We start from the raw sequence: 25644 nt of genomic DNA on the forward strand, positions 1-25644 counted from the left end.
TGATAACTGTATTTTTATAAAATGTTTCTTTGCAACTATGTGTTTTGGATGTAGAATTACAAAATGTTAGTTTTGTTACATTCACTATAAGATCATAGGAGGGTTTTATGATTACTAATGGATTTACTTATGTAGCTGTTCTATTGTTTATGGCTGCTGTACTAGTTTCACTTGAAAAGAGTGCAAAGGGTGCTCTTGCTAAGTTTTTTAAGTTTATTCCAGCTGTTGTTCTTTGTTACTTAATTTCAATGCTACTTTGTACCTTTAAGGTTTGGGATTTAGCTGCAACTAAACCAGCATATTCAAATCTAAAGAATAATCTTACATATGCAATGGTATTTGCAATGCTTCTTCGTTGTGATATCAGAAAGATTATTAAGCTTGGACCAAGAATGTTAATCGGCTTCTTCTCTGCATCCATTACAATCATGATCGGCTTTGTAATTGCATTCTTAATCATGAAGGGCTTTATTGGTTCTGATGCTTGGATGGGTCTTGGTGCTCTTTGTGGTAGCTGGCTTGGTGGATCTGGTAACATGGTTGCTGTACAATCTGCACTCAATATCAGTGAAGCTGACATGGGATATGCACTAGTAATTGACTCTATCGACTACTCACTTTGGGTTGTATTCCTCCTATGGGCTATTAACCTTGCTCCAAAATTTAATAAGTGGACAAAGGCAGATACAACTGAGCTTGATGCTGTATCATCACGCTTAGCAGATGATGCAAAGGCTAATACAAAGCAAATTAGCTTCCAAAGCTTAATTTTATTAATTGGTATTTCATTCCTAGTTTCTGCAGTAGGCTCTAACATTGGTACCTGGTTAAATAAGACTTTACCATTCTTAGATAAAGCAACTTGGACAATTCTATTTATCACAGTATTAGGACTTTGTGGTGCTGTTTCTCCTCTTGGTAAGACAGCTGGTTCCTCTGAGGTTTCTAATCTTTTACTTTACAGCGTAATTTGTTTATTAGCTTCAAGAGCTTCCTTAACAGAGCTCACAGATGCTCCAGCTTGGATTATCACAGGCTTTATCATCCTAGCTATTCACGGAGTATTAATGCTCTTAATCTGTAAGCTTTTAAAGATCGATCTTTTCACAGGAGCAGTTGCATCTCTTGCTAACATCGGAGGAACAGCTTCAGCTCCGGTATTAGCTGGTTCATACTCTGGCTCCTTAGTACCTGTAGGTATTCTAATGGCTTTAATGGGATATGTAATTGGAACTCCTTTTGGTATCTTAACTGCTAACATTATGAGGATTTTTGCTTAATGAAGATTACAGAAGTAAGAATTGGAAGAATATCGGTACCTCTTAGAGTCCCATTCAAAACAGCTCTAAGACGTGTTGATAGCGTTGAAGATGTTATAGTAGAAATCCATACCGACACAGGTGCTGTCGGTTATGGAGAGGCTCCTCCAACAGGTGTTATAACAGGGGATACTACAGGTGCAATAATTGGGGCTCTTAAGGACCACATTATTAAGACTATCATTGGTAGAGATGTAGATGATTTCGAAGCTCTAACAGATAGTGTTCAAAAATGTATTATCCACAATTCAAGTGCTAAAGCAGCAGTTGATATGGCTCTATGGGATTTATATGGTCAGCTATATAACATCCCTGTATATAAGCTTCTTGGTGGCTCTAAGGATAAAATTGTCACAGATATTACTATCAGTGTAAATAGTCCTGAGGAGATGGCTAGAGATGCTATTACAGCTATTAATAGAGGATATGATACTCTAAAGGTTAAGGTAGGTGTTAATCCTAAGCTAGATGTTGAAAGGCTTTCTGCAATAAGAAATGCTATTGGAGCAAGAGCTAAGCTAAGAATTGATGCAAACCAAGCGTGGAAGCCACAGGAGGCTGTTAGGATTCTCAATCAAATGCAGGAGCAGGAACTTGATATAGAGCTAGTTGAGCAGCCTGTAATTGCACATGATATTGAGGGCTTAAAGTATGTAACTGAAAGATCATATGTACCAGTCCTTGCAGATGAAAGTGTATTTTCACCACTTGATGCAATGAAGATTATTCAAAGTGGAGCCGCTGACTTAATTAATATTAAGCTAATGAAATGCGGCGGTATTACACCTGCTCTAAAGATTGCTGATGCAGCTTCTATTATGGGTGTTGAATGTATGCTTGGCTGTATGCTAGAGGCTAAGGTAAGTGTAAATGCAGCAGTTCATGTTGCATGTGCAAGAAGTATTATTACTAAAATCGATCTTGATGGCCCTGTCCTTTGCTCAGAGGATCCAATTATCGGAGGCTCAATCTTTGATGAAAAGGATATTGCAGTATCGAAAGCTCCAGGACTTGGAATTAAGGGAATAGAAAAGATTACTTATCTTGATTGATTAAAAAGAGACTTCAGCAAAGCTGGAGTCTCTACTTGTGGTGAGAAATTATTTATTAGAGGTTGCCTAAGATAATTGCGTCTACAACCTTACTTCCAACAAGGAAGTTATTCTTTCTTGCTGTTGCAAAAATATCAGCAGATTCAACTGAATCATCAGATGCAAGGCTATCATCGATAGACCAAAGGTTTTCAGGTGTTGAACCATACATAAATACATCCATGTTTACGCTATCTCTAATTACGATGTATTTATCTAATAGGCCGAAGCGATCAAGAACAACTGCAAGAGCTACATCCTCCATCTCTGTTAATGCATATGGATCTGGAGCACCATATGTTTCTGCCATTAATAGAGCGTTTGCTTCATCATATACACCCTTCCAGTAGTTATCACCAGATACTGTTGTTCCCTTTTGTACCTTTGGATCTCTAGTTGCCCATTCTGCATCATCGAAGGTCTTAGCCATTACTCTTCTTGTTTTATCTGTTGTTGAAAGCTCTGTGTCCTTAACAAGCTCGAAAACCTTATTAGCTAAATCCTGGTTGAGGAGCTTATATGATGATGAATCATATCCTTCATCATGGAACCATGTGGTTGCTTCCTGGTCCTTCATCTCACGATTATCTGCATGGTGTCCAAGGTCGAAGTCGATACAAGCAGTGATAACAAATACATCACCCATTACTGTATACTCTCTAGCGGAACCAGCACAGCCTGTTGAGAAGAAGTAGCAGTCAGAGAAATCAAATCTTTCATCAGAGAGGATAGCAGTGAGAGAAACAGCTGTATTAACCTTTCCCATACCTGTTAAATAGAGTGCTACACCATCTTTGTAATAAAGCTTATTACCTTCAAAGGCACCCTTAATCTCGTAGGCTTCTCCATCCTTAACATAGGCATCATAGTAGTACTGTGCTTCACCAGGGAAGTCACTTGAGATGTCACCAATTTCAAACTTAGGTAAGATGAGAACCTTTACTGGAAGCTTCTCAGTTTCCATAGCACCCTGAGCAAATAAAGCACAAGAAAGAGCTAAGCAAAGCACCATAAGGATTGTGATGCGTTTTTTCATTGTTTTTCCTCCAAAATGTGGTAAAATATGGCTCTTAGTAACATTTTATAGTTGGAAAGGTCAATATTTGTTGTGAGATTATTTAAAAATGCAACAAATTAGTACAACTTTTTATTGAGAAACAACAAAAAATGATAAATCCTCACAGCTTCTTCTCTAATTTAATAGCAACTTAGCGCATCCAATATCATAGACCTTTATCTTTTGGCCAAATAATGATGCATCACTATAGCTTAGCTTATTATCAATTACTGCTTTAGTTCCTTCAATTAGCTTTTCAATAATATTAGGCTCCAGAACTGGATTTGCATGCGAAGGGTAAATGAAATCAAAGCGATCTTTTAATGAGTTTAATCTCTCAAGTGATTGTAAATAAGTCTTTATATTTCTCATTGGACCAAATAGGAATATATTTCCAGCTTGGATGGTATCACCTGAAAACAAAACTCTTCTTTCAATATCTAGTAAAGCAATAGAGCCAGGAGTATGTCCTGGAATAAATATTACTTCTAAGCTTCTACCACCAATATTGATAATTTCATGGTCATTTACTGGGATAACCTTCCCACTACATTTTTGATAAATATTGTAGTTATCAAGCTCTAATGTATTCATCATAAATGATGAAAATTCACAATTTGCACCTATGTGGTCTGGGTCTGCATGTGTATTAATTAATTTAATCGGCTTATCTGTTAGGCTTTGTGCAATAGCTTTAACATTTTTGACATTCATTCCTGTGTCAATTAATAGAGAATAATCATCTCCAGAAAGCAAAAAGAAACGGGCACCGTTATCCTCAATTCTCCAAGTTGAATCATCAATTTTAATTATTTCGTAGCTATTCATATATAATTATATAACAAAAAATAAGCTTTTTTTCTATGCAAAAAAAATTAGAGGCTGAGTAAGCTCAGACCTCTATTAGCAATCATCTACGAATATCGTAATTCATATTCATAAGATTCTTAATTGTCTCTGCATCATCTGTGATATTAGCATCACCTCTAATAGTATGCTTAATTGCGCTACTAGCAACTGCAAAATTAATCATATCGTTAGGAGCATAGTTTTTCATCATTGCATAGATAAGACCCGATGCAAAGGCATCTCCTCCTCCAACTCTATCTAGGATAGTGAATGTAAACATCTTACTTTCAATTGTCTGGCCATCATACCAAAGGTATGCCTTTAAGCTATTTTCACTACCACTGTTAGCATATCTTACATGACGAGCCATACACTTTATGTTAGGGTATTGTCTTTTAAACTCATCAAAAATAACCTTTTGCTCATCATATGACAGATGAAGAGGAATACCATCCTTAACATCTCCCTTTGATGGATCTGTTGGATCCTTATAGAGGTGGTATGGCTCAATACCTATTAATACATCTATATAAGGTAAGCAGAGAGTACAGAAATCTCGAGCTTCCTCCCAGGTCCAAAGAGTACTTCTGAAGTTACCATCAAAGCTAACAGTAAGTCCTAGCTTCTTTGCAACCTTTAGAGAGTCTAAAATTAATTTTCTACAGTTTTGTCCAAGAGCTGGTGTTATTCCACTAAGATGTAGCCAAGTAAAATCCTTTAGCAATGCTTCAAGATCGTAGGAGGAAAAGTCATATTCAGTAATTGCACTGTGCTTTCTATCATATATAACCTTACTTGGTCTAATACCATATCCAGTTTCAAGGTAGTAGCTTCCAAGTCTATGGGTAGGTGTTTCTTCAGGAGTTGATAAAATTACAGGAGTACAGTGTACATCGTTACTTCTCAGCATTCTAATAGCACTTTTACCAACACTGTTATTAGGAACTACAGAGAAAAAGGTTGAGTCAATGCCAAGGTTCGCAAGTGCAAGGGCTATATTTGCTTCAGCACCGCCATAGCTTGCTTCAAATGAGTGTGACATTCTTATCTTTTCATAGTTAGGTGGTGTAAGACGAAGCATAATCTCACCAATAGTTATAAATTTATGTCCCTTTGCTTCATTAGTAGTAATCGGATTTTTATGTATCATATCCCCTCCAAATCTTTGATTATTTTGCTTCATTTATTTTTTGCAATCAAGAAAAGTTTTTACACGCACTTTCTTTTCAGTTTATTTAGCTTTCACAAAACTATGTAAGACTATTCCTGTCTTAAATAGGAGAATAAAAGTGAAAAAGATTGTTTGATCAGTTTTATTAGTAGCCTTAGCAATGACACTATTTGCTCAGGGTTCAACAGAGAGCTATTTTACTCTGGTTTAAGTGTTGGAAGAGCAGGGCTTGGAACACAAGTTACAACACTATTATTAGCTTATATGTCATCATATTTAACTGTATTTATGGTATATATGGCACAGGGAACCCCTGTAATAAATATTTTTACTAGTAAGATGATAGCTTCAGAAATTGCTCAAACCTTAGTTGGATGTATGGGACTAATATTTGTAACTCCATTAACTGCAATTTTCTGTGTAATTTGTTTTTATAAAAATAAATAATAGATAGGGGCAATAAATGCCCCTTAATTAATTACCAAAACATAACATCCTTATCTGCAAGCTTCATTAGGGCTTCAAGATAGTAGTAATCTGCATATACAAAGTTTACTTCTCTATCGTTTAAGCCATTATATGAGCCAGTACATCTTTGTATTATTCCCTCTCTCTCTAGGCTAAAGTCTGCTCTCTTTAGAGTAAGTGTTTCAATAAGCTTCTCAGCAACCTCTCTGTAGCCTTTATTTGGTACATGCTTTTCAAGCTCGATAAGACCACAAGCAATAATTGCTGCTGCTGTAGAATCCTCAAAGGAAAGCTCTTTATCCTGATCAAAATCTACAGGGATTAAATATGAATCAGGAATTACTTTAATTGTATGGTCAGCAATTTTAACTGCAGCATCTAAGAAATCCTTTCTATTTGTGTGTACATAGCTATTTGTAAAGCCGTAAATACCCCAGCTTTGACCTCTAGTCCAGGAGGAGCCCTGCTTCATACCCTGTCCACCATAGTCACGGACAAATCCACCCTTATCTGCATCGAACTCTACAATATGTCTTACAGAGCCATCCTCTCTGATAAATGAATTCATTACAGTTGTTGCATGGCGTTCAGCGATGTGCTTAAAGCGTGGGTCTCCAGTTACCTTAGTTGCCCAATAGAGAATTGAGATATTTAGCATGCTATCAATAATAACCCACCCCTTATTGGTAGGCTCACCAGGTACGATATCATTCCAAGCTCTGATAAACTCTCCCTCTGGATTATATCTTCCCGCTAAAAGCTGGGCAGCAAGTAAGCCCTTGCGCTTTGCATCCTCGTCACCTGTAAGGATATAATCAGCAACTGCAGTAGGAAGCCACATAAAGCCTACATCGTGGTGAAGACCTGTGTAATATTCAGAAAGAAAGCACTTATCAATAAGGTATCTTGATCCTCTAGCCTCCTCAAGATACTCCTTTTTCCCTGTAAGCTTATATAGCTGGTTATAAATTCCTCCCCAAAAGCCATTTGTCCACCAGGCAGGACCGTTATCGATAGTCCAGCTTACCGATAAATCAGCTCTGTTATCATATACTCCATCCTTAGAAACTGCTGGAAGCTTTCCTGTATGTTTCTTTAGCGCTGCTTCAAATTTCCTCTCAACACTTGATAGCGTATTTAACACATCCTTTTTATCCATTATTTCCTCCGTATTATATTTTGAGACTCCCTAAGCCTTTGGCGCAATTGTTCGTTTTTTAGTTCCAATTCGCTTTTTTTAACAAATGATTGCACTCTAATTCTCCTAATGTTTAAATAAAGCACATCAAGGAGGTAATATGGAAAAAGCATTAAACCCGATATTACGTGGCTTCAATCCAGACCCATCAATAATTAGAGTAGGAGATGATTACTACATAGCAACTAGTACCTTTGAGTGGTGGCCAGGAGTTAAGCTATCTCACTCTCGTGACCTCGTTAATTGGAGTGATTACGGATATATTCTTACAGACCCAAATAAGCTCGATCTAAGGGGTGTTGGAACAACTCAAGGAATATGGGCTCCCTGTTTAACCTATGATAAAGGGATATTTTATCTCTGCTATACAGTTGTCAAAGCATACTATGTAAATATGTATGATACAGAGAACTATATTGTAACCTCTACTTCAATAGATGGTCCCTGGTCTGACCCTGTTTCTATCGATAGCTTTGGCTTTGATCCATCCTTATTCCATGACGACGATGGTAGAAAATATTTAATCTCAATGGTTACTGACCATAGAGTTCCAAAGAAATACCAAGGAAGACTTTTAATTGAGGAGCTAGATAGCAAAACCTTCCAAACTATAGGAGAGCCAAAAGAGATTTATGCATCCCACGAAATCTTTCTTGAGGGGCCTCATATTCTTAAAAAGGATGGGTGGTACTATCTCTTTGCAGCAGATACTGGAACTGGAGAGGGCCATGGAGAGAGTGTACTTAGAAGTAAAAATGTCTTTGGTCCATATGAGATGCATAAGCCTTCATATATAAAGCGTAGTGAGGGTGAGGCTTGGTCTATCTTAACCTCAAGACAAAATCCTGAATATCCACTTCAAAAATCTGGGCATGGCTGTGTTGTTCAAACTCCAGCTGGAGAGTGGTATATGGTCCACATTACAGCACGCCCATCAGATAGAAGAAACCCAAATGGAGAAAAAAGAGTATTAAACCATCCTCGCTTTCCTAATGAGCGTAGATATCCATTAGGGCGTGAGACAGCTATTGTTCATCTTATTTGGGGTGAGGATGGATGGCCAAGAGTTGATGGTGGAGTTCTTCCTCCTTTAGAGGTTCCAATTTGTGTTGAGAAGGAAAATAAGGGTGTATATAAAGCAGACTTTTCTAACCTTGATCCATCGTGGCAGAGTCTTAGAATTCCAATGACAGAGCACTATATGAAATACATGCCTGAGCTAAAGGCACTTCGTATGTATGGTCGCTCCGGCTTATCAAGCTTCTTCTCACAAACTCTTATTGCAAGAAGAATTGAGGAAATGAGCTTTAATGCAGAGCTAACACTTACCTTTGAGCCTGAATGCTTTAAAAATCTTGCAGGCCTTGCTGTGATGTATGATACAGATAACTATTTATATTTACACATAACTCATGATGAGGATGTAGGAAAGTGTATTACTCTTTTAAAGGGTGAGAATAGAAGCTATGAGTATCTTACACCATATATTCCTATAGAGGATAATAAGCCAATTAAGCTTTTTGTTAGTAGTAAAAACTTTTATTTAAGCTTTGCATACAGCGTTGGTGATGGTGAGGTTATTAAAATAAAGGAAGATGTAGATGGTAGCTTTATGAGTGATGAAGCATGCTTTGATGGGTGGTTTACAGGCTCTATGATAGCTATTTGCTGCCAGGATCTAACAGCAAGAGGTAGACACTGTGATGTATTCTCCTTTAGCTATGAGAATCTAAAAAATGACTACATGTATCAAAAAAAGCCGCTATTGAGAAGTTAAATATCCGGTGTGAGAATTTAGATATCTAATACAACAAAAGGAGAAATTGAAATGAAAAAAGTATTAGCATTAATGCTTATTGCTATTCTCAGTTTTTCTCTTTTCGCACAGGGCGGAAGTGAGAACGGAAGTGCTGTAAAGGCACAGGATAAGGGTACTGAAATCACATTAGTATTTGCAGATGGTGATGAAGGTGCAAAGAAAAGCTTCAATGAAATTGTTAACAGATTTAACTCTACACACCCAGGTATGACAGTTACAATCCAGCCAGGTAATGGTGGTAACTACTCAGAATTCGTAAAGACTAAGGATAGTGTTGGTGAATTCCCAGATATCGTTGAGATGAGAGGTGAGGCAGCAATGTATGTAAGAGCAGGCAAGCTTGCTCCTCTTCCAGCAGAGCTCACAGATTTATTCCTTTCTCCAATGGTTCTTGATGATGGCAACATCTATACAGTTGCTCTCGCAGGTGAAAACACAATGGGTGTCATCTACAATAAGGCATACTTCGATAAGCTTGGTATTGCTGAGCCTAAGACATATGATGAGTTTATTGCTGCATGTGAAAAGATTAAGGCTGCAGGTGAGATGTCTCCACTCGTAGTAGGTGGTGGTGACCTTTGGCACATGGGCTTCTTATTCAACAAGGTATGGGATGACCAGGTAATTAGTAAGGATAAAGACTTTATCGCTCACTGCTATGATGGCTCTAAGAACTTCTCAGATGAGAGTGTAAAGGCTGTATTCGCAGAGCTTAGTACAATTATGAGCTATGCTCAGAAGGGTTGGGCTAGTACACCAGATGCACAGCTTACTACCTTCCTCGTAAATAACATGGCAGCAATGATGTACTCTGGTACACATATGTTCAGCCAGGTAATCTCAGCAGATCCTTCATTCCAGATGGGTTGGTTCCCAGTTGCAAGCCCAGATGGTAAGCTTAGAATGGTTGGCGGAAGTGGTATTTCTGGCTTAGCAGTTTCAACAGAGTGTCAGAAGGACAGTGCTAAGTGGGAAGTTGCTATTGAATTCTTAAAGTTCTTCTATCAGCCAGAGAATTACCTCGTATATTGTAAGGCTCTCTCAGCAACTCCTGTAACAAAGAATGCTCCAGATTTAAGTGACAACGTATACCTTGCAGAGGTTATCGAGGCTCTTGGTAAGGCTGATAGCTTAAGCCCAATGTGGAACAGTAAGGCAGGCGTTAATGAGCTTCCACCAGATTTCAGAAACTTCACATATAAGACAGCTGTAGAGGTACTCCTCGGACAGAGAAGTGTTGATAGTGCAGTTGCAGAGATGAATAAGAGCTGGAAGACCGCATCAATGTCATTTAACCCAGTAACAGGTCAGGGAATTAAATAATATTGTCATGATTAAAAAGAGCCTTCCTTCCCGGAGGGCTCTTATTTTGGAGGGAAAATGAAAGAAAACTTACTCCGCGTGAAAAAGCCTAGAGACTGGTACTACTGGATTTTCATGGCACCTGCCTTATTACTATTTTCACTATTCATAGTTGCACCTACAGTTGGAAGTGTTTACTACAGCTTCACTAACTGGGATGGTATCAGCCCAAGGATGAACTTCATTGGACTACAAAACTACATTGAAATATTTACTAGTGCAAGATTTGGAAATGCATTAAAGAATACAATCATCCTTACAATGTTTGTATCTGTACTTGAGAACGTTTTTGCTCTTGCTTTAGCACTTCTTGTTGATAAGGTAATTAAAGCAAAGAACTTCTTTAGAAGTATCTTCTACATTCCAGTATTAGTTTCTGGTATTGTATCAGGCTTTATTTGGAAGGTTATGTATAATTACAACTTTGGTGTAATTAACTCAATGCTTAGAGGAATGGGACTTGAGAATCTTACACAGGATTGGCTTGGTGATACACGCTTTACACTCATTGCAATTGGTACTGTACTCGTTTGGAAGGGTGTTGGTTACTATATGATTATCTACCTTGCATCACTACAGAGTATTTCTGCAGATGTTCTTGAGGCAGCTATGATCGATGGTGCTGGCCCATGGCAGAAGTTTACTAAAATTACAATGCCTCTAATTAGTGGAGCATTCACAGTAAACTTTACACTTTCTCTAATCAACGGACTTAAGATTTTCGACCAGATTAACGTCATGACAGATGGTGGTCCGGGCTTTACATCTGAAACCCTCGTATACCTCCTTTATAAGGTCGGCTTTAACGAAGGACGACAGGGCTTCGGTACCGCAGTTGGTATTGTGCTTCTATTCTTAATTTTAATTTTGAATGGTGCACAGCAGAAGTTCCTAAAATCAAGGGAGGTACAGCTCTAATGAGTAAAGAAAAGGTTAAACATAACTATAAACCATATGAGTGGGCACTTCTCGCTCTTACAGCAGTTATCGCAATTATTATGATCTACCCAGTACTCTTTGCAATAATGAGTGCATTTAAGAGTAATGGTGAAATTCTTAAAAATCCTGCAGCTCCTCCTACAGCACTATATTTTAAGAACTTCGTAGACCTATTCCAAATGAGTGATTTTGGTGGTGCAATCATCAATACAGTTTTCTTAACTGTATTCTCTGAGCTCTTAATTATTTGTGTAGTACCAATGGCCGCCTTCGCAATTACTCGTGACCACAGTAAGAAGTCTGCATTCTTCTACACCTTCTTCATCTCAGGTATGATGATTCCATTCCACCTATATATGTTCCCTCTCTTTAGAGAGCTTAAGATGTTTGGAATGTTTGGAAACTTTGTCGGTCCTATTATGATTTATATCTCAGGCTCTATTGCCTTTGGAACTCTTCTATATTGCTCCTTCTTAAAGGGTGTTCCTCTAGAGCTTGAGGAAGCAGCAATGCTCGATGGCTACAATAGATTCCAAATCTTCTGGCGTGTTACATTCCCACTTCTTGGACCATGTAATGCATCTATGATTATCCTAAACGGACTTAATATTTGGAACGACTACCTCATGCCTTACCTTGTTCTTCCTAGTGGAAAAGCAAAGACTATTACAGTTGAAATTGCGGGCTTCGTAGGACAGTTTACAGCTAGATGGGATATTGTATTTGCTGGAACACTTATCTCAATGATTCCTGCAATTGCTATCTTCGTTGCCTTCCAGAAGTACTTTGTTAAGGGTATTACTGCTGGTGCAACTAAGGGCTGATAATGAAGGCTCAGCTTCCATATCCCGTACCACGAGAAAAAGAAGTAAGAATCATCATTCTTAGTGACCTAGCTAACGAAGCAGATGATCATGCTGCAGTAATTCAAATGCTCCTCACGCCAATCTTTGATGTGAGGGGTATTGTAGCTGTCCACTTTGGCGAAAAGGATTCGATGAAGAAAAGTCTTTTAGAGGGAGAAAGAATTTTATCATCTCTTAAGGTGCCAAAGGATATATTAATACCGGGTGCAGAGGACAAGGATAGTAAAGCATCTCCTGGTGCTAAGCTAATTGTTGAGGAAGCTCTTAAAGAGGATGATAGAAAGCTCTATGTTTTAGCACTTGGTGCACTTACAGATGTAAGAATTGCTCTAGAGCTTGAAAGCTCAATTTGGGATAAATTTACTTTAATTTGGATTGGAGGTGAAGGCTATCCTAATGGAGGGTGGGAGTATAATCTAAGTCGTGATATTTTAAGTGCAAATATAGTCTTTAACTCTTTAAAGGATATTTGGCAAATACCACGTCCTGTTTACTCCTCTATGGGGCTTACTCTATCTGAGCTTTTTCTAAGACTTAGAGGTAGGGGCAAGCTCGAGGATTTAATTTTAAATAGAATTATTGCTTGGAATATGCTTCCTGCAGGAGCCTATCGAAGTGGGGATGCTTGGACACTTGGTGATAGCCCTGCAGCTGGAGTATTAATTTATCCACATCAATATTGCTATGAGATAAAGAGCAGAGTCACGATTAATGATAATTGCTCATATTCTCCACTAGCTGGTGATTTAAAGACTCGAGTTTATAACAAGATTTATCAGAGGATGATATTTGAGGATTTATTCTCAAAGCTTGAACTTTTTTCCCGAGGTCTCATTACTTTCGTATAAACTTAATATAAAAGGAGGAGTGTGATGATTAAAAAAAGAAGAAAAATATTTGTGAGGTTTACAATCATCGCAATCTTCCTTGGCTTAATGCCGCTATTACTTGTTGTTCTTGGTCTATTCTCAGCGATGGAAAACCAATTTACTAGAGTAATGAGTGAAAACTATCTTCAGATGGTATCATCTCTTCAGGACCGCTTTGAGAATTCCTTCAATAGCTATGATTCTCTTACAAAGCTAACCTATTACTATACAACACCAAATGATAGTGTCTTTAACATAAAGAATTTCTATTCAACAAGCTTTAGAGAGCTTATTAATAATAAAAATTCCTCTGATGTTGAAGCGTTTTTAAATAATATTTTAAATGTTGATAGCTCTGTAAAGGGAATTCATTTTATAACTACCGATGATGAATATCATATGGATAGGATAAATACATTTATATCAGATGAAGATGCCTATTACGATATTGTAAAAACAGATACCTATGATCCTTTATCTAGATATTTAATGATATATCCTCCTCACGAAACTAACTACTTCCCAGGAAATATTGCAACAACCTTTACAGTTGCAAGAAACTATTTTAATACCTCAGCAAGTATCGATAGCCCTGAATATATAGGAACTCTTTTTATCGATGTAGATGTACAGGACTTAAGAAGAATTGTAAGCTCCTACACTCCTGAACATGGTGAGACTATTGTTTTCATGGTAAATGGTGAGTGCTGGCTTAGTAGTGATCCTTCCTTAGAGGGAAAGTCCTTTGACCCTGCATCGCTTATGAAAAAGGGTGATATGATGTTCTATGATACCTATGATAGATATGGCATGGGAACATATATCATAGTAACTCATTCGGCACTCTTTGCATCTGTAAGTATCCTTTATTCACTCTCATGGCTTTTACTTGCGATTTCTACAGCTTTATTTGTTGGTGGAATGATTGTGCTATCAAGGCGTCTCTCAAAGCCATTAGATGGAATGATGAAGGAGATGAAGAGACTTGAAAGAGGTGACTTCGATATCTCTCTTCCAGTTGAAAGAGAGGATGAAATAGGTGAGCTTTCTCAACGCTTTAATGAAATGAGCCGTGCTTTAAATGAGTATGTCGACAAGGTGTACCGCTCACAGCTAAAGCAGAGAGAAGCAGAATGTACCGCTCTAAAGAGTCAAATTTATCCTCACTTCCTTTATAATACTTTAGAGGTTATCAGAATGACTGCTATTAGCAATAAGGATGAGAAGGTTGCTTTGATGATTGAATCACTATCAGAGCAAATTCACTACCTTATTGGACCTGTAAGTGACTTTGTGCCTCTTTCTAAAGAGATTGATATAGTAGAAAAGTATGTATTCCTGCTTAATGCAAGAATTAGTGGTCATATTGATCTTTCAGTATCGTTTGATGGACTTGATCTTGAAATACCAAAGCTTATTTTACAGCCTATTGTAGAAAATGCATACATCCATGGCATTAAGCCAAATGGAGGAAGTGGACGTATCGCTATTGAGGTTGAAAGAAGAAATACAAAGGCCTTTATACGAATTATGAATAATGGAGTAGGTATGACTCCTTCAGAGCTAGAGGAGCTCAAAAGAAGATTTGAAAGTGATGCTCCAGGAATAAGAGATGAGTATAACTGGAAGAGTATTGGACTTAAGAATGTATATGATAGGCTGGAGCTAATTTATGGAAAGGGCTTTGGCCTTGATATAGAGAGCCTTGTCGATGTGGGTACAGTAGTAACTATTACAGTACCAAATAAAGAGTATATGGGAGATAAAAATGATAAGACTCATAATGGCTGATGATGAACCATTTATCCTATCTGGGCTTGAGCATTTAATGGATTGGAAGGCATTAGGAATTGAAATTATTGGTTCCTATCCCGATGGTAGAAGTGCTTTGGAGGGTATATTAACTCTTGAACCAGATATTGCACTTTTAGATATCTCAATGCCAGGCTTTAGCGGGCTTGAGCTACTTGAAAGAATAGAATCAGATGGTCTTAAGACAGAGGTTATCTTTATCAGTGGGTTCCAGGAATTTGATTATGTTCGTTCTGCGCTACTTCATGGTGCTCTCGATTACCTAGTAAAGCCAGTAGTACGCTCAGAGCTCTTAAAATCTCTATCTAGAGCTAAATGCTTTTCTGGAAAGCTAAATAGAGAGGAAAAGGAGAGTAGAACACCTGTATATACAGCCTTCTTTAGAGACCATAAGGAGCCATATGTATTAGTTCGTTCAGGCTCCTCTGAGTCCTCATCTACCTCCTTAGATAGACTTAAATCCTTTTCCTATCTTGAGCGTCTTAGATCTAAAATTGAACAAACAGGACGTGGGTTTGTCTTTAGACATGGAGATGATGATTTTATCCTCTTTTCAGGGATGTCTAGAACCTCTGCCTTAGTTTATATGAAGGAGTGTGGCGATGAGATATATCGAAAAAATTCGATACGCATATGCTCTGTAATCAGTGAAGAGTTTTCATCTGTTTTAGATATGGAGGCTATGATCATAAAGTGTAGAGAAGCATATTCCTGCTCCTACTATGCATCATTCTTCTCTGTGTATGAGTATTTAATCCCTGAAAAGGAGGTTGCAACCTCAACTGTAGAGGTAATGAAGTGGCGTGAGATGCTAACTGCAGCTATTTTATCCTTAAATGAGGATAGAATAGAGGATTGCTGGTCCTCCTTTGTAACTGAGATAGCAACACTTCGAGAGAGTAGAAGAGATGAGGTTTGCTTCTGCTTTTGTAACTGCTTACGTCTTATTTTAGATAAGCTTGCTGATTCAAAGCTAAAAATTGATGAACCAGATTTAAATTTACTCATGGAAAAGGGTAGAGAGACTAAGAGCTATCTTGAGCTTACAGAGCTATTTAGAAGGGAGCTTTTTAATATACATCATCAGCTTCTTGAGAGGGCTGGGCAGAAGAAGACTAAGGAGTATCTTGTTGCTTTAGAGTATATAGAGGAGCACTATCAGGAACAAATTGGTCTTAAGCAAATTGCTGATTTAGTTGGTATGAATACATATTATTTCTCTGCATATTTTAAGAAAAATACCGGTGAAAACTTTAAGGATTACCTCAGAAAGGTTCGCTTAGAGCATGCTGTTTCTCTAATGATAAGTACAGATAAAAGTGTAACTGAGGTTGCTCAAGCAGTTGGATATCCAGATGTTAGAACCTTCTCTGATGTATTTCAAAGAGTATATAACGAAAAGCCTAGCTCATATATAAAAAGGGTAAGAGGAAAATGATAAGAACACCTAATGGCTCCTTTAAAAGTATATGGTTTGGTAACTTCTATCGCCCTGCCTTTGATGATAAGGAATTTGTAAGAAATACTCTAATAGCTCTTAAGGATATGGGCTTTACGTCTATTCTTCTTGATAGCAAGGCTTGGGAGGATTTCCAGCTAAGATATGAAGGAGGAGATCCAAGTAACTATGTCGAGATGCAGGAATATATGCAAAAGACTGCACGTGAAATAGGACTTAGCTATGAGTTTTTATCACTATATTTAAATGGTGATAACCTCTATCCAAATATTCGATTTTCACCTCCTATCTATGGAGAAAGTGTTTGCTTAAAGGATGGCTCTGATGGTAAGCACTATCTCTATTGGTCTGAAAAAGCAAAGGCCTCTATGGTAAACCATGTTAAGGGGTTAATAAGACTATATGGAGATGGCGTTACGACTATTGAGGGCGAAAATATCTCTGGAAAACCTATGGTCTCAATGTGGGACCCTATTGTTGCACCATCTTTTGATAGCGATGGAAACGATAGATATATTTCCTATTTAAAGGGAATTTACTCTAATATTGATGAGCTAAACTTGGCTTATGGCACATCATATAGTGACTTTGACGAGCTAGATATAAAGGAGCTATGGCTAGAGGGTACACCTAAAAACGAGGAAGAAAAGCACATTCGCTATGATAATAGAAGATGGCAGCGTGATGAGCTTATTTTGTACTTTAAGGAGATGAAAAAGCTCCTTACTGAGGTTGACTCTAATTTACTATTGGTCCCTAATCTTACTCAGTGGGGTTACTTCCTAACGCTTGATGGTGTAAGAGTTGCAGGTGCTATGCTCTCTGACTTATGGGATACAGCAAATAGAGGAATTGATATATATCGACTCTCTGAATATGTAGATATCACACACTTTATATCTGTTCCTGTAACTCCTAGCGCCGATGCAGAGCCATATGTCACATCGTACCACCATAGCATGATGAGAGTCATGAATAGAAATAGAGATTTTTTAGGAGGTCTTTATTTTGGAAGATATCTATACAATGATATCTACCGCACTCTCACACCATGTGAGCTAATTGGCTCTATTGCTGCCTCTGGTGCAGGAGGGTACTACTCTTATGGTGTATGTGGCCTAGATGATGGCGGGTTAATGCATCGTATGAATAGCTATTTTAGAGAGGACTTAAAGAGAGCTAATAGGTGGCTAGATACAGTACTTCCATTAACTGGTAAGAGATTAAATAGTGAAGCTGCAGTGCTTTTTCCTTCTGCTATGGCATTAGCAGAGGATTACTCTCAGAATAGTGAGAATCGTCGTCTCGATTCCCTTGGCTGGTATAAGCTACTACTAGACTATGGAATATCTACAGATATAACAGATTTAAGTGATTTCTCTTTAAACTACGAAGCATACTCTATCCTTATACTTCCTGAGGATGATATGTACACCTTTGAGAGAGATAAAAGCGCTGAGGAAGTGCTTCGAAAGTTTGTTAATAAGGGTGGGGTAGTAATACACTCTCCAGGAAGCCAGGTTGCAAATTGTACCTTCAAAATAGATTGTGAGGACACAGAGCCATCTCCAGTTATATTTAGTGAGAAAGCTTTAATTACAACAACTATGTATAAAGCCTTTAGCGCTGGTGATGTAATTGCACGCTACTCTGTTAATCAGAAGGCTGCGGCAGTTAGGAGCTCATATGGTAGTGGCTTAATTATTTCTTTAGGCTTTGACTATGGACTATCATACATATCAAAGGAAATACCACATGTACCAATATGTGAGAAAAATAATGAGCTTTATCCAATTTCAATACTAAAAGAGTGCCCACTAAAGACATATTTTGAAGAGGCTCTAGAAAGAGAAATAAAATATGAATGCGATATTGAGAAAGCATTCTTTGAAAAAGGATTTATTTTGGTAAATCATAGATCTTACCCGTATACTATATCAGACGATGATAGAATATATGGTCCATATGACAATTTAAAAACTATACAGCCTCATTGCTGTGCGTTTATAGAAGCTAGAGGAGGAAAGAAATGAAGAATATACCTGATGTAAAGCTTGGTATGATTGCAGTTAGTAGAGATTGCTTTATTGTTTCACTTTCAAGAAACAGAAGAAAGGCCTTTGCCTCTCAAATTAGAGCAAAGGGAATAGAAATTTATGAATCAGATATTGTTGTAGAGAATGAAAAGGATGCTCTTAAGGCAGTTGATGATGTTTCTAATGTGGGGTGTAATGCTTTAATTGTATTTTTAGGTAATTTCGGTCCAGAGACTCCTGAAACACTTATTGCAAAGCACTTTGATGGACCTGTAATGTATGTAGCTGCTGCAGAGGAAACAGGCGAAAACCTAATTAATGGAAGAGGAGACGCTTATTGTGGAATGCTTAACTGCTCCTATAACCTTGGCTTAAGAAAGCTTAAGGCCTACATCCCTGAGTATCCTGTTGGAAGTGCAGAGGAGCTTGCTAATATGGCTCTCGATTTCGTTCCACTTGCAAGAGCTATTATCGGACTCAAGGGGTTAAAGATTATTACATTCGGACCTCGTCCACAGGACTTCTTTGCTTGTAATGCTCCAATTAAGGCTCTCTATGATATTGGTGTAGAGGTTGAAGAAAATAGTGAGCTTGACCTTCTAGTTTCATTTAAGGAGCATGAAGGTGATAAGAGAATTGAGGATGTTGTTAAGGATATGGCAGCAGAGCTTGGTATAAAGGGTAATACATATCCAGAGCTTCTACCAAAGCTTGCTCAATTTGAGCTAACTCTCCTTGACTGGGCAGAAAACCATAAGGGAGAGAGAAAATATGTTGCCTTTGCAGATAAGTGCTGGCCAGCATTTCCATCACAATTTGGCTTTGAGCCATGCTATGTAAATAGCCGATTAGCATCACGTGGTATTCCAGTTGCCTGTGAAGTTGATATCTATGGAGCACTCTCTGAATATATTGGTGCATGTATTACAGGCTCTCCAGTAACACTCTTAGACATAAATAACACTGTTCCAGCTGATATTTATGATGAGGGCATTAAGGGTAAGTTCCCATATAAGCTTACAGATACCTTCATGGGCTTCCACTGTGGAAATACTCCATTCTGCTGTCTTTGTGATGGCGCTTTAAATTATCAGATAATTCAAAACAGACTACTAGAAAATGGCGGAGAGCCTGATATCACAAGAGGAACTCTCGAGGGTGATATCAAGCCAGGTGATATAACCTTCTTTAGATTACAAACTACTCCAGATACAAAGCTTCAAGCATATATTGCTGAGGGTGAGGTTTTACCTGTTAGTACAAAGAGCTTTGGTGGAATTGGTATCTTTGCAATTAAGGAAATGGGAAGATTCTATCGCCATGTACTTATTCGTAAGCGCTATCCACACCATGGTGCAGTTGCCTTTAAGCACTGTGGAGCAACTCTTTGGGCTCTATTTGATTACCTTGGAATTAGTGATGTTGCTTACAATAGAAAAGAGGGCGATTTATATCCAGGTGAAAACCCATTTGTAAGGTGAAAGCTATGTATGTAATGGGAATAGATGCAGGGACACAGAGTATAAAGGTTTTAGTCTATGATAGTGTAGCTCATAAGAAGGTTGCACTAGCTAAAGCTCCTCTTACTCTTATATCAAAAAGCGATGGAACTAGAGAGCAGAAAGCTGAGTCATGGCTTACTGCCTTAGAGGATGCAATACTCTCAATTCCTGAGGATATAAGAGAGAATGTTGAAGCAATAGCTATTTCAGGACAGCAGCATGGCTTTGTCCCACTATCACAAAGTGGAGAGGTGTTATACAACGTAAAGCTATGGTGTGACACTTCAACTATAAATGAGTGTAAAGAGATAAGTGAAATAGCTGGAAAAGAGGTACTTGAAGAGTGTGGTAACCCAATTCTTCCTGGGTATACTGCTTCCAAAATACTATGGCTGAAAAAGTACTATCCTGAGCTTTATGATAAGGTGTGGAGAGTAATGCTTCCACATGATTATCTAAATTATGTCCTTACTGGAGCTGCAGTTATGGAAAGAGGCGATGCCTCTGGAACTGGCTTAATGGATATAAGAAGCGGGAAGTGGGATTTAAGAATATGCAATGCTATATCAAGTGACCTTATACAAAAGCTTCCAGAGATAAGAGAGGAAGGTGTAATTGGCTTTGTCACAAAAAACGCAGCTAAGCGCTTTGGTCTAAAGGAAGGAACTAAGGTTACTTCTGGTGGTGGTGACAATATGATGGCTGCGATCGGAACTAGAGCTGTTAGAGATGGAAGCATTACTATTAGCTTAGGAACTAGTGGTACAATGTTTTCTTCCTCATCTACTCCTGTCATCGACTCTAAAACTAATTTAGCTTCCTTTAGATCTAGTCATGGCACTTGGCTTCCTTTACTTTGTACTATGAATTGTACAGTCGCAACTGAAGCCTTTAGAAAGGCTCGAGGATTATCTGTTGATGAGCTTAGTACCCTTGCCTCCTCTGCGCCTATAGGCTCTGAGGGTGTAGTCTTTTTACCATTTTTAAATGGAGAGCGCTTCCCTGATTTACCAAAGGGTGAGGGTGTCTTTGGCGGCTTTAATAATGAAAACCTAAAGGATGCTAATATGGCTAGAAGTATCTTTGAAGGAGTAACCTTTGAATTCCTGCTTGGCCTTGATTCCTTTAAGGGTGCGTCAGAGATCACATTAACTGGTGGTGGCGCTAAAAGTAAGTTTTGGAGACAGCTTATTTCAGATGTTCTTAATCTTCCTGTTCGACTCTCTAGTGAGGAGGAGGCAGCAGCCTTTGGTGCTGCTCTTCAAGCACTATGGATAGTTGAAAACAAAAGAACAATTGGTGAAATAGTAGATGAGCACTTAAGTTTAAGCTCTGAGCCGCTTACAATGCCAAATACGCTAAATCATGAGATGTATATGAAGCACTATGAAAAGTGGAAGAGCTATGTGAATGCATTAACGCCTCTGTTTTCATAAACTTTTAGCACGGTGAAGCTTATCATCGTGCTAAATTTTTAAGAGAGCTTAACCTTACGATGGAAAGGAATTATTGAATCACGAGAGATTAGCTCTGTGTCGAGAAGAATTGGACTTGGCTTTGCTTCTGGGTCTCTAATACGCTCAAACATAGTCTCTCCAGCTGTAAAGCCTATTTGGAATGCGGGCTGGTTAATTGTTGTGATACTAGGAACAGCAATAGATGCAACCTCAATGTTATCAAAGCCAACGACACCAATATCTCTTGGTACATTTAGACCATATCTGTTTGCTGCTTTGATAACTGAAAGTGCAAATACATCTGCTGCACAAAATATAGCATCAGGTCTATCATCTGTGCCTAGTAGCTGAGATGCTGCCGATAGCCCAAGACTGTATGAAACCTCTGGAAGAGATATTTTCCAGTTAGGAGGTATTGTTACTTCTCTTTCTGCTAAAGCCGCTTCAAAGCCTCTAAGCCTTTCCTGCGCATAGTTATAGGAAATAGGGCCATTAATAAATGCAATTCTTCTATAGTTTAGGTTTAAAATATGATTAGTCGCATTCTTAGCAGCTAAATAGTCATTTATACTCACATAAACAGAGGATGCATCCTTGTTATACTCACAGCATTGAACTAGAGGAATCTCCTCCTCTATTGCATTTGCAATTGGAAGCTCAAGCTTTCTTCCTAAGCAAATTATTCCACCTACACACGTCTTTTTAGATACAAATAATAAATTAGAAAGATTTTTTGAATCGATATTTCCTGTATATATAATTACTGGAAAGCCATGTGCTGTCGCACTAGTTTTAATACCCTTTAGGATATTGTTATAAAATGGGTTTTCTATGGTTGGGAGAATAACCATTATAACGTTATTAGAGTTATTACTATTTTGCTTTACTAGTGCTTCAAGATCATAGCCTGCATTTTTAATTGCATTCTCAATTAATATTCTTGTTTTCCCCTGTACAAGCTCTGGGTGCTTTAATACACGTGAAACTGTAGCAGGAGATACTCCTGCTTCCTTAGCAATTTTTGTAACTGGAATACTTGCTCGTGCCATATAAGAGATAATAACATGTTTCTGAAAGCTTGTAAATATTTCTGAAATATTTCATTATTTATTTCATAAGAAAGTTCTTAATTTAATTCATTAAATATTAAGAAATTAACTACGAATAAATTTTTCCTTGTGTTTGTAACAAATCGGGTTTATCATAATAAATGAAGTAAAAAAGAAAATTATTTCATTTTATTTCATTAAAGGGAGGATTTGATGAAGCTTGGCTTTCTAAGTGCTATTCTTGATGGCTGGACATATGAAGAAATGATGGATGTTGCTCATGAAATGGGCTTTAAATGTGTTGAGGTAGCTTGCTGGCCGCAGGGAAAAGCAGAAAGAAGATATGCAGGAGTTAGTCATATCGATGCTGAAAGAGTATTAAATGATGATGAATATTGCGCTCACATTTTATCATATGCAGCAAAGAGTAATGTTGAAATCTCTTCCCTCGGCTACTATCCAAATCCTTTAGACAGCAATATTGAAAAAAGAAATGCTGCTATTAATCATATAATGTGCCTTATAAAGGCTTCTGCAAAATTAAATGTAAATATGGTTACAACCTTTATAGGTAGAGACCAGAACCTTGATTTAGAAGATAACTTAAAGCTTGTTAGTGAGATTTGGCCTCCTATTTTAAAGCTAGCTGAGGAGCTTAATGTTAAAGTTGCTATTGAAAACTGTCCAATGCTCTTTACTAGAGACCAATGGCCAGGTGGACAAAACATTTTTACTTCTCCTGCAAACTGGAGAAGAGTTTTCGATATTCTAAAAAGTGATAGCTTAGGAATTAACTTTGATCCATCACACTTTATTTGGCAGATGCTTGATTATAACAAGGCTGTTTATGACTTTAAGGATAAGCTATTCCACATCCACTTTAAGGATATAAAGCTCTACCCTGAGAAGCTTAAGGAAGTAGGTACTATGGCATATCCACTAGATTATATGGCTCCAAAGCTTCCTTCCTTTGGAGACGTTAAGTGGGATGAATTTGCTTGTGCCTTAACAGATATCAGATATGAAGGCTATGCAGTTATTGAAATTGAGGATAAGGCCTTTGAGGGCTCAAAAGAGAAAATCCTCGATTCTTTAAGAATTTCAAAGAAATATATGGAAAACTTTATTATTTGAGGGTTTTGATATGAAGGTTGCTTTTATTGGTTGCGGTAGTATTACTAAGCAGCGTCACGCATATGAATATAGCTTAAGAAAGGATGTTGAGATTGCAGGCTTCTTTGACTTTGTTAAAGAACGTAGTGAAGAACTTGTAAAGAAGTTTGGTGGAAAGGTTTATTCTACATTAGATGAGCTATTAGATGACAAAGAGGTTGAGCTTGTATCTGTTTGTGTTGCTAATGCTTATCATGCAGAAGTTTCTATAAAGGCATTAAAGAAGGGTAAGCACGTTCTTTGTGAAAAGCCAATGGCTATTACATTAGAGGATTGCCAGGCAATGGTTGCTGCTGCTCATGAGAGTGGAAAACGCTTAATGATTGGACATAACCAGAGACTTACACCTGCCCATAAGAGAGCAAGGGAGATAATTTCATCTGGTGAGATGGGAAAGGTTTTAACCTTTAATACTATGTTCTGTCATGGTGGCCCTGAGTCTTGGAGTGTAGAAAATAGTAAAAATACTTGGTTCTTTAAAAAATCCTCAGCAGCCTTTGGCTCAATGGCTGATTTAGGAATCCACAAGATAGACCTAATTAGATATTTACTTGGTGATGATATTTTATCTGTTTATTCACAGATGAGAGTCCTTGATAAGACCTTTGAGGATGGCTCTCCAATAGAGGTTGATGATAACTCAGTTGAGCTATTAACCTTCAAAAAGGGTGCTTTTGGAACTGTTACTACAAGCTGGACATGCTATGGAACAGAATTTAATACAACTAATATCTTCTGCCAAAAGGGAATATTAAAGCTTTATTCAGACCCTGAGTATTCATTAATTATTGTTCATTCAGATGGAAGAGAAGAAAAGCTTGCTTTAGATAGAATGCAAACAAATTCTGATAGTCAGCAGGCTAGCTCCGGAGTTATCGATGAATTTGTAGATTCTATTCTTGAAAATAGACCTAGCATCCTTGATGCTGAGGATATTATTAAATCAATGCAGGCCGTATTTGCTTGTCAGCTTTCAGACAAGAAGGGTACAGCTGTAAATATTTAGTTAATTATGCCTAGAAGGCAAAAAATAAAAAGGAGTGAATTTTATGAAGAAACTCGTTGTTTTCTTACTCGTTCTCTTAACAGCTTTCTCAGTATTTGCACAGGGTGCTTCTGAGAGCAGCGCAAAAAAGACTGTTTACGTACTTGGTCCTACACCTGACCACGGTTGGACTGCTCAGGCTGGTTCATATGCACAGGCTAAGTGTGAAGCTATCACAGCTGAAGGTAACATCAAGGCTGTATACATGGCTGCTTCTTCTGGTGAGGAACAGGTAGACCAGTGTAATACTATCATCGCAAATGGCGATGCTTCTGGTGTTGTAATGATGGCTCTTGAAGATTCTGCAGCAGCTGGTCAGGAAGCTTTATATGCAGAGAAGATTCCATTTATCTCATTCGATAGATTTATTGAATCAACAATGGATTATGCAATTCTTAACTACTCTGGTAATAACTGGCAGTGTGGTGCTGGTATCGCATATTGGCTCCAGAAGAATGGTATGAAGCCAGGTGATACAGTTGTTACTCTCTATGGTGATAACGGTACAGTATGTAAGTACAGAGAAGAAGGCTTCAGACAGTTCCTTAAGGGTGAAATCGAGTATTCAGATAAGGCTACAGGTAAGAGCTATAAGACAACTCAGGTTTGGACAGATGCTCAGCTCGATCCAGTATTCAATACATACTCAGTAGTATGTAACTGGTCAGCAGATGGTGCTTATGACTACCTCGAACAGAAGATTGATGAAATTGTTTCAAAGGCAGATACAAACCTCTACATCTACTCAATGGATGATGAAATGACATTTGGTATGCTTAACCTCCTCGAAGGTTCATCACTCTCAGCTGCTACAAAGGCTAAGTATGAGAAGCTCAATGTTTACATCTCAGCTATTGGCGGTATGCAGGAGCTCTATGATGTAATGAGTGGTAAGTCTGCTCAGGCTAAGATTGCTAACCAGTACTTCGATGATATGATGAGTGTATACTTCAGCCCATCAATGATGAAGAGTGTTATTGATAAGATGGTTGACTACCTCAATGGTAACTGGTCATACAAGAATGGTGATGTTGATACAGAGCCAGTTTGGATTGTTGATCGCCAGAACGTTAATCAGTACGAAGGCTTCTTAGGTCACTAAG

At 38.0% G+C, this 25644-nt stretch carries 21 protein-coding genes; 16 read left to right on the forward strand and 5 right to left on the reverse strand.

Translation table 11 applies throughout. The features are described from left to right. Window positions 1–107: 107 nt before the first annotated feature. Window positions 108–1280: a DUF819 family protein gene (locus FYJ80_RS05055; RefSeq protein WP_154425113.1), complete on the forward strand. Its 1173-nt coding sequence runs from the start codon at window positions 108–110 to the stop codon at window positions 1278–1280. Further along, window positions 1280–2371 (forward strand): dipeptide epimerase, encoded by a 1092-nt coding sequence (locus tag FYJ80_RS05060; protein WP_154425114.1) that lies wholly within the window; start codon window positions 1280–1282, stop codon window positions 2369–2371. Before FYJ80_RS05055 ends, FYJ80_RS05060 begins: the two co-directional genes overlap by 1 nt. A gap of 55 nt (window positions 2372–2426) precedes the next feature. On the opposite strand, the gene FYJ80_RS05065 is transcribed toward FYJ80_RS05060, so the two are convergent. From FYJ80_RS05065 to FYJ80_RS05075, 3 genes are all read right to left on the reverse strand, one after another. Then, a complete protein-coding gene (locus FYJ80_RS05065; RefSeq protein WP_154425115.1) occupies window positions 2427–3446 on the reverse strand; it encodes a phosphorylase family protein in 1020 nt (339 codons plus the stop codon). A gap of 156 nt (window positions 3447–3602) precedes the next feature. Continuing rightward, complete coding sequence (locus tag FYJ80_RS05070) at window positions 3603–4295, reverse strand: MBL fold metallo-hydrolase (protein WP_154425116.1); 693 nt, start codon at window positions 4293–4295, stop codon at window positions 3603–3605. An 82-nt stretch (window positions 4296–4377) separates the two neighbouring features. Further along, window positions 4378–5466: a sugar kinase gene (locus FYJ80_RS05075; RefSeq protein ID WP_154425117.1), complete on the reverse strand. Its 1089-nt coding sequence runs from the start codon at window positions 5464–5466 to the stop codon at window positions 4378–4380. Between the two features lie 153 nt (window positions 5467–5619). Between FYJ80_RS05075 and FYJ80_RS05080 the strand changes: the two genes are divergently transcribed. After that, complete coding sequence (locus tag FYJ80_RS05080) at window positions 5620–5934, forward strand: YibE/F family protein (protein WP_154425118.1); 315 nt, start codon at window positions 5620–5622, stop codon at window positions 5932–5934. Between the two features lie 31 nt (window positions 5935–5965). Here the strand turns inward: FYJ80_RS05080 and FYJ80_RS05085 are convergent, their stop codons facing one another. After that, the gene (locus tag FYJ80_RS05085) at window positions 5966–7114 is read right to left on the reverse strand and encodes a glycoside hydrolase family 88 protein (protein ID WP_154425119.1); all 1149 of its coding nucleotides are present in this window, start codon (window positions 7112–7114) and stop codon (window positions 5966–5968) included. Between the two features lie 139 nt (window positions 7115–7253). Here FYJ80_RS05085 and FYJ80_RS05090 point away from each other — a divergent pair, with 139 nt between their 5' ends. Genes FYJ80_RS05090 through xylB form a run of 10 tightly spaced genes read left to right on the forward strand, consistent with a single transcriptional unit; the run spans window position 7254 to window position 21253 of the window. Next, the gene (locus FYJ80_RS05090; RefSeq protein ID WP_154425120.1) at window positions 7254–8930 is read left to right on the forward strand and encodes a family 43 glycosylhydrolase; all 1677 of its coding nucleotides are present in this window, start codon (window positions 7254–7256) and stop codon (window positions 8928–8930) included. A 51-nt stretch (window positions 8931–8981) separates the two neighbouring features. Then, complete coding sequence (locus tag FYJ80_RS05095) at window positions 8982–10295, forward strand: ABC transporter substrate-binding protein (protein ID WP_154425121.1); 1314 nt, start codon at window positions 8982–8984, stop codon at window positions 10293–10295. A 57-nt stretch (window positions 10296–10352) separates the two neighbouring features. Further along, on the forward strand, window positions 10353–11252 hold the full coding sequence (locus tag FYJ80_RS05100; RefSeq protein ID WP_154425122.1) for a carbohydrate ABC transporter permease: 900 nt from the start codon (window positions 10353–10355) through the stop codon (window positions 11250–11252). Continuing rightward, window positions 11252–12097, forward strand: coding sequence for a carbohydrate ABC transporter permease (locus FYJ80_RS05105; RefSeq protein WP_154425123.1), 846 nt, complete (start codon window positions 11252–11254; stop codon window positions 12095–12097). The genes FYJ80_RS05100 and FYJ80_RS05105 overlap by 1 nt, the downstream gene beginning before the upstream one ends. A 2-nt stretch (window positions 12098–12099) precedes the next feature. Then, window positions 12100–12987, forward strand: a complete 888-nt coding sequence (locus FYJ80_RS05110; RefSeq protein ID WP_154425124.1) for a nucleoside hydrolase — start codon at window positions 12100–12102, stop codon at window positions 12985–12987. A gap of 24 nt (window positions 12988–13011) precedes the next feature. Then, window positions 13012–14799: a sensor histidine kinase gene (locus FYJ80_RS05115; protein WP_154425125.1), complete on the forward strand. Its 1788-nt coding sequence runs from the start codon at window positions 13012–13014 to the stop codon at window positions 14797–14799. Next, complete coding sequence (locus tag FYJ80_RS05120) at window positions 14777–16258, forward strand: response regulator transcription factor (RefSeq protein ID WP_154425126.1); 1482 nt, start codon at window positions 14777–14779, stop codon at window positions 16256–16258. The genes FYJ80_RS05115 and FYJ80_RS05120 overlap by 23 nt, the downstream gene beginning before the upstream one ends. Continuing rightward, window positions 16255–18312 (forward strand): alpha-amylase family protein, encoded by a 2058-nt coding sequence (locus tag FYJ80_RS05125; RefSeq protein ID WP_154425127.1) that lies wholly within the window; start codon window positions 16255–16257, stop codon window positions 18310–18312. The genes FYJ80_RS05120 and FYJ80_RS05125 overlap by 4 nt, the downstream gene beginning before the upstream one ends. Next, on the forward strand, window positions 18309–19796 hold the full coding sequence (locus FYJ80_RS05130) for an L-fucose/L-arabinose isomerase family protein (RefSeq protein WP_154425128.1): 1488 nt from the start codon (window positions 18309–18311) through the stop codon (window positions 19794–19796). Before FYJ80_RS05125 ends, FYJ80_RS05130 begins: the two co-directional genes overlap by 4 nt. 5 nt (window positions 19797–19801) lie before the next feature. Beyond that, complete coding sequence (xylB, locus tag FYJ80_RS05135; protein ID WP_154425129.1) at window positions 19802–21253, forward strand: xylulokinase; 1452 nt, start codon at window positions 19802–19804, stop codon at window positions 21251–21253. 38 nt (window positions 21254–21291) lie between these two features. Here xylB and FYJ80_RS05140 read toward each other — a convergent pair whose 3' ends face one another. Beyond that, the gene (locus tag FYJ80_RS05140) at window positions 21292–22323 is read right to left on the reverse strand and encodes a LacI family DNA-binding transcriptional regulator (protein ID WP_154425130.1); all 1032 of its coding nucleotides are present in this window, start codon (window positions 22321–22323) and stop codon (window positions 21292–21294) included. A 213-nt stretch (window positions 22324–22536) separates the two neighbouring features. Here FYJ80_RS05140 and FYJ80_RS05145 point away from each other — a divergent pair, with 213 nt between their 5' ends. The 3 genes from FYJ80_RS05145 to FYJ80_RS05155 are packed head-to-tail and all read left to right on the forward strand — an operon-like array spanning window position 22537 to window position 25643. Then, entirely contained in the window at window positions 22537–23457 is a 921-nt protein-coding gene (locus FYJ80_RS05145; protein ID WP_154425131.1) for a sugar phosphate isomerase/epimerase family protein, read from the forward strand. 10 nt (window positions 23458–23467) lie between these two features. Continuing rightward, window positions 23468–24502 carry a Gfo/Idh/MocA family protein gene (locus FYJ80_RS05150; protein WP_154425132.1) on the forward strand — a complete coding sequence of 345 codons (1035 nt, stop codon included), beginning with the start codon at window positions 23468–23470 and terminating at the stop codon, window positions 24500–24502. Between the two features lie 43 nt (window positions 24503–24545). Beyond that, window positions 24546–25643, forward strand: a complete 1098-nt coding sequence (locus FYJ80_RS05155; RefSeq protein ID WP_154425133.1) for a sugar ABC transporter substrate-binding protein — start codon at window positions 24546–24548, stop codon at window positions 25641–25643. Window position 25644 lies beyond the last annotated feature (1 nt).

Source organism: Bullifex porci, from assembly GCF_009695635.1.
Taxonomy (GTDB): domain Bacteria; phylum Spirochaetota; class Spirochaetia; order Sphaerochaetales; family Sphaerochaetaceae; genus Bullifex; species Bullifex porci.

Excerpts from the sequence above, each read along its gene's own strand:
- xylB (WP_154425129.1), top strand. The coding sequence starts at position 19,802 with ATGTATGTAATGGGAATAGATGCAGGGACACAGAGTATAAAGGTTTTA.
- FYJ80_RS05115 (WP_154425125.1), top strand. The coding sequence starts at position 13,012 with ATGATTAAAAAAAGAAGAAAAATATTTGTGAGGTTTACAATCATCGCA.
- FYJ80_RS05150 (WP_154425132.1), top strand. The coding sequence starts at position 23,468 with ATGAAGGTTGCTTTTATTGGTTGCGGTAGTATTACTAAGCAGCGTCAC.
- FYJ80_RS05120 (WP_154425126.1), top strand. The coding sequence starts at position 14,777 with ATGATAAGACTCATAATGGCTGATGATGAACCATTTATCCTATCTGGG.
- FYJ80_RS05065 (WP_154425115.1), bottom strand. The coding sequence starts at position 3,446 with ATGAAAAAACGCATCACAATCCTTATGGTGCTTTGCTTAGCTCTTTCT.
- FYJ80_RS05105 (WP_154425123.1), top strand. The coding sequence starts at position 11,252 with ATGAGTAAAGAAAAGGTTAAACATAACTATAAACCATATGAGTGGGCA.
- FYJ80_RS05125 (WP_154425127.1), top strand. The coding sequence starts at position 16,255 with ATGATAAGAACACCTAATGGCTCCTTTAAAAGTATATGGTTTGGTAAC.
- FYJ80_RS05075 (WP_154425117.1), bottom strand. The coding sequence starts at position 5,466 with ATGATACATAAAAATCCGATTACTACTAATGAAGCAAAGGGACATAAA.
- FYJ80_RS05090 (WP_154425120.1), top strand. The coding sequence starts at position 7,254 with ATGGAAAAAGCATTAAACCCGATATTACGTGGCTTCAATCCAGACCCA.
- FYJ80_RS05130 (WP_154425128.1), top strand. The coding sequence starts at position 18,309 with ATGAAGAATATACCTGATGTAAAGCTTGGTATGATTGCAGTTAGTAGA.
- FYJ80_RS05085 (WP_154425119.1), bottom strand. The coding sequence starts at position 7,114 with ATGGATAAAAAGGATGTGTTAAATACGCTATCAAGTGTTGAGAGGAAA.
- FYJ80_RS05155 (WP_154425133.1), top strand. The coding sequence starts at position 24,546 with ATGAAGAAACTCGTTGTTTTCTTACTCGTTCTCTTAACAGCTTTCTCA.
- FYJ80_RS05140 (WP_154425130.1), bottom strand. The coding sequence starts at position 22,323 with ATGGCACGAGCAAGTATTCCAGTTACAAAAATTGCTAAGGAAGCAGGA.
- FYJ80_RS05110 (WP_154425124.1), top strand. The coding sequence starts at position 12,100 with ATGAAGGCTCAGCTTCCATATCCCGTACCACGAGAAAAAGAAGTAAGA.
- FYJ80_RS05070 (WP_154425116.1), bottom strand. The coding sequence starts at position 4,295 with ATGAATAGCTACGAAATAATTAAAATTGATGATTCAACTTGGAGAATT.
- FYJ80_RS05095 (WP_154425121.1), top strand. The coding sequence starts at position 8,982 with ATGAAAAAAGTATTAGCATTAATGCTTATTGCTATTCTCAGTTTTTCT.
- FYJ80_RS05145 (WP_154425131.1), top strand. The coding sequence starts at position 22,537 with ATGAAGCTTGGCTTTCTAAGTGCTATTCTTGATGGCTGGACATATGAA.
- FYJ80_RS05100 (WP_154425122.1), top strand. The coding sequence starts at position 10,353 with ATGAAAGAAAACTTACTCCGCGTGAAAAAGCCTAGAGACTGGTACTAC.
- FYJ80_RS05055 (WP_154425113.1), top strand. The coding sequence starts at position 108 with ATGATTACTAATGGATTTACTTATGTAGCTGTTCTATTGTTTATGGCT.
- FYJ80_RS05060 (WP_154425114.1), top strand. The coding sequence starts at position 1,280 with ATGAAGATTACAGAAGTAAGAATTGGAAGAATATCGGTACCTCTTAGA.